This is a genomic window from Nostoc sp., from assembly GCF_054880495.1.
This window is the reverse complement of the sequence record NZ_JBTYKD010000327.1, coordinates 1-4,223: the sequence shown is the minus strand read 5'-3', so window position 1 is coordinate 4,223 and position 4,223 is coordinate 1. Positions and strand designations below refer to the sequence as shown.

4 protein-coding genes are annotated in these 4,223 nt (G+C 41.7%); 1 reads left to right on the top strand and 3 read right to left on the bottom strand.

Annotation, left to right across the window (positions count from 1 at the left end; genetic code table 11):
- The coding region (locus ACYTXL_RS28475; RefSeq protein WP_461927560.1) for a tetratricopeptide repeat protein at positions 1–737 on the bottom strand (737 nt) is incomplete at its 3' end.
- Positions 738–1,307: 570 nt separating this feature from the next.
- Between ACYTXL_RS28475 and ACYTXL_RS28470 the strand changes: the two genes are divergently transcribed.
- The gene (locus ACYTXL_RS28470) at positions 1,308–1,463 is read left to right on the top strand and encodes a hypothetical protein (protein WP_461927559.1); all 156 of its coding nucleotides are present in this window, start codon (positions 1,308–1,310) and stop codon (positions 1,461–1,463) included.
- 67 nt (positions 1,464–1,530) lie between these two features.
- On the opposite strand, the gene crtO is transcribed toward ACYTXL_RS28470, so the two are convergent.
- Entirely contained in the window at positions 1,531–3,225 is a 1,695-nt protein-coding gene (gene crtO / locus ACYTXL_RS28465) for a beta-carotene ketolase CrtO (RefSeq protein WP_461922291.1), read from the bottom strand.
- A gap of 105 nt (positions 3,226–3,330) precedes the next feature.
- Complete coding sequence (locus ACYTXL_RS28460) at positions 3,331–4,089, bottom strand: LmeA family phospholipid-binding protein (RefSeq protein WP_461922290.1); 759 nt, start codon at positions 4,087–4,089, stop codon at positions 3,331–3,333.
- Positions 4,090–4,223: the final 134 nt, after the last annotated feature.

The following is a 4,223-nucleotide window of genomic DNA, read 5'->3' as shown; positions in this document are numbered from 1 at the left end:
ACTAATTCCTGAAAGCGCTTTTCACTACGCACTTTGCTAAAGTCTGGGTCAGTTTTTGCTAATTTCTTATATTTATCAGGAACAAGCTTGATTGCTTTGTCTAAGTTCTCAATTGCTAGTTCCAGATTGCTTTGTAAAGCATAAGAGCAAGCCTTATTATAATATACTTGGTGCAAATCTTGCTTGATAGCGATCGCTCGATCATAAGATCCGATCGCATCTTGGTAGCGATGCAGCTTTGTCAGAGCAATGCCTTGGTTAATTAAGGCTTCATACTTGTCAGGTTTGATAGCGATCGCTTTGTCGTAAGATGCGATCGCGTCTTTGTAGCGTTGCAACGATGTCAAGGCGATGCCACGATTATACCAAGCTTCATATTTGTCGGGTTTGATGGCGATCGCTTTGTCGTAAGATGCGATCGCGTCTTTGTAGCGTTGCAACGATGTTAAGGCTATGCCACGGTTAATCCAAGCTTCAGGATTCTCAACTTTGATGGCGATCGCTTTATCATAAGCTTTTATGGCATCTTCGTAACGTTGTCCATCTAATAAATGATTGCCTTTATGAAAGAAATCTTCTGCTTTTTGCGTAGCCTTCGCTTCGATCAAAAGTTGGGTTACATTAGTTTCTTGCACAACTTGTGTAGTGTTTGCTATCGATGAGTTTTCCCCACCACTACAGCCAAATGCCAAGAAAGCTATCAAGCCAGATGCAACGAAGCAGCGCTGAAAAACCATGCTGTACCTACAAAACTTATCAGATGATCTTAAAATTTGTGCGTTTTTCGAGTATTATCAAAATACACTAGTTTTTACCCCTTAATTTACTTATTTTTTGAGAAAGAGCTTTGTTGACGATGCATAAAAGCTTCTTGAAATCAAGTGTATGTTACATTATCATATTAAATACATATAAAGCAATTGCTTTACTTAAAGCTTGCTTAAACAATAATTTGCCTTGCTATATAGGCAGCGTAAGCGTAGCCCGTCGTAGACATCGCACGGGTATGGTAATATTCCCTTTGAATGTCAAAGGGTGCGATCGTGCTAGTTTTTCACTAGAGAAGTCAAACACAACTTTCAACTGCATGTTGTGCATAGTGCGACAAAGATACGACTTACGTAAAATATCTCTCAAACTCTGATTTCCACCGTTCGCGTAGCGTCTCCCCTTCTCCCAAAGGGAGAGGCTAGCGCCTTCCCTTCGGGACGCTATGCGAACGCGGAGCGTCTCGTAGAGAAGGGAGAAGTTCAGATGCCTGCGGCGGGCTGCGCCAACGGCGGAAGCCGCCGCTCGGACTTGTCTCTGTGTCGCGCCAGTTGCTACAACTCTTGGAACCCCCCTTCGGGTTCACCAGTCGCCTACGGCGGGAAACCCGCTTACAGCGCTGGATTCACCGCAACGCACTGGCTTCTCTGCGCCTCTGTGGTTTGTTATTCCGTAGGCTTGTGCGTAAGTCCTAAAAGAAACTGATCTAAAAACACAAAGAGGCAAAGCCTTACGTCGCGCTTTTGCCTCTTTATATAAAACCTAACTAATCCCAAATACTGACTCGACAGTTGACTTAATCGAATCGCGTGCATCCTTTAAAGTTTGGGTAATAGGATGTTTTGCCTGTAAAAATGCACGGGCACAATTGCGTCCTGGCATTCCCGAAATCGAACCACCTGGATGAGTGCCTGCACCAGTCAAAAATAGATTATCAATTGGCGTTTTGTAGTTGGCTATTTCTGGCAAGGGACGGAAAAAGATCATCTGATCTAGGGTCATATCAATATGGTAATAATTACCTTTGTACGCACCTAATCTTTCTCCTAATTCTGCGGGACTTTCTACACGACGGGCGATAGTTGCATTCTTAACATTAGGTGCATAGTCTGCCAACTTATCAATCACCCTATCTGCAACTTTGTTTTTTAATTCATCTGTCCAACCAGTACCTTTTAAACCAGTCCCTTCTGCGCCGGCAATTTGATAAGGGGCAAAATACTCAATCCATACGGTGTGCTTACCTGGGGGCGCTAATGTGGGGTCTAAATAACTAGGCATCACCAAATACATTGAGGGGTCAGCATCAGGAATTTCTCCCAAGGTACATTTACTATGAGCCTGTTCTACATGAGCCACGGAATCTGCAATCAAGATAGAACCGACAAGATATTCATCTTTGTGCTCGTGGTGTGGAAAGCGTAGGGGTTCGTCTAAAGCCAAATCTATCTTGAGGATGGTTTCGTTGTTGTTAACAATGCGGCGGTCTAATCTTTCCCATAAGTCAGGATCAGCTCCATCAACATCGCTTTTATCAGTCATTTGCAAAAATAACCGCTTGGCATCAATATTAGAAATAACCCCGTGTTTAGCGCGATATTCTTTACCACCAGCAACCCGTACACCCACAGCTTTCCCATCATCAATTAAAACTTTTTCAACATGCTGATCTGTGAGAATAACGCCACCTTTACTTGTGACTAAATTCACCAACGCTTGCACAAGTGCGCCAGTTCCGCCGCGAGGTCTGGCCATCCCAGGATTATGACGCATTGCCATCATAATTGCCCCGATTGCAAGGGTTTTTTGTGATGGTGGCGCACCAAGTTCTGATGATAGTCTGGCTAGTGGCGCTTTCAGAAATTCCTCATCAAACCATTCATTAAGTAAATCCTCAGCGCTGGTTAACATAGTGCGAATAAAGTCCAGCGTTTTGTTTGGAGAACCAATAACCGAAAATAAATCTTTCAGTTTGGTGATGTCGTAGTTACCAAGAATGTCTATAACTGACTTTGGGGGTGCATTAAACATCGGAATCATTGCACCCAATGCCCTCTGCCAAAAGTCTACAAATTCCCCGTATTTTTTAGCATCACGTTCACTATAACGGGCGATTTCTGCACAAGTCTTTTCCACCGACTTATGTCCTAAGAAATACTTGCCATCAGGATGAGGACAGAAAACAACCGGATCGCATTCCAGATAATGTAAGCCGTATTTTTCTAGTTCTAATTCTTCAACAACTGGCCCCAAGTGAATAAATTCATGGTCAATAGCACACAAGTTAAATTTAAATCCCGGAGCTTCTTCAGGTAAACATTCTTCAGTTGTTGCTGCACCACCTGGAACAGAACGCTTTTCTAGTAACAGAACGCTATAACCAGCTTTCAGCAAATAAGCTGCACAAACTAGCCCATTGTGTCCAGCACCGATCAGCACAATATCATACTCTTGCATAGTTCTTATTTTTAAATTAAGTAGCTTTCAAAAGCTTATAAAACTTTTAATAAATTTACATCACTCCCTAGTTACAAAAATTATCTTTAACTAGGGTGAATACTACTAAAGAGATAGTCCACTTAAGGATGTAGGTATTTGCTTCAGTTGAGTTTCTATCATAAGTATTAAACTACCTATTTCTACCTGCATATCTTTAATCGAAAAAGCTATATCCTCCCATTCAAAATATGGGATGTTCATCAGTTCTTTGGCTTTCTGCATTAATGCTGTAACCAATTCTATGGAAATACCGTCTCCCTCAGTGCAGTGAAAACTTTCCAGCATTGCGGGTTGTGAATGAGTACGTGGACGAAGCAGTGCAGTGTAAGCCAAAGGGCGAGTATTTCCCATTTCTTTTAACAGCACCTTTCCCCGACATTCTATTTTGCCATCACCAGGTAAAAATACCTGAATTTCTTCCGGCTCAAAACTCACAATTTCGCCATCTACATCCAAATCAAAGTTTGGCATCTGGCTACGAACAAAATCTGATGCCAAGGCGCAGTTAATATCTATTTCTGTAAGTATAATGTGAGCTATGGCATTTACTGGCTGATTAAATTCTATTTGACCAAAAAGAGCGCTGAAGGGATTGATAGCAATACTTTCTGTTTGCAGTTTTATTTCCTGTACGCGAATGCCTTCTTGGATGACTAATCCTTGGCCTGTAACCGAAACTCCATCTGCCTGTCCCTGAACTATTTTCAATAGATCGGTTTGTACATCTATTTCTATTTGTTCTACTTCATCTAGCTTTTCGGATATTCTTTTTTCAGCTTCTTGGGATAGAAATTTCTCCTCCAAACGATGCTCATCAGGCATGAATTAGTAATCTCCTAAATGTTCTCTTACTAGTTACTGTAAAGGCTAGTTATGAAGAGTGAATCTACATTGCGGTAGATGTAATTTGGAAGATTAAAGTAATTCTTAATTCGTCAACAGGACTGCGATCGTTA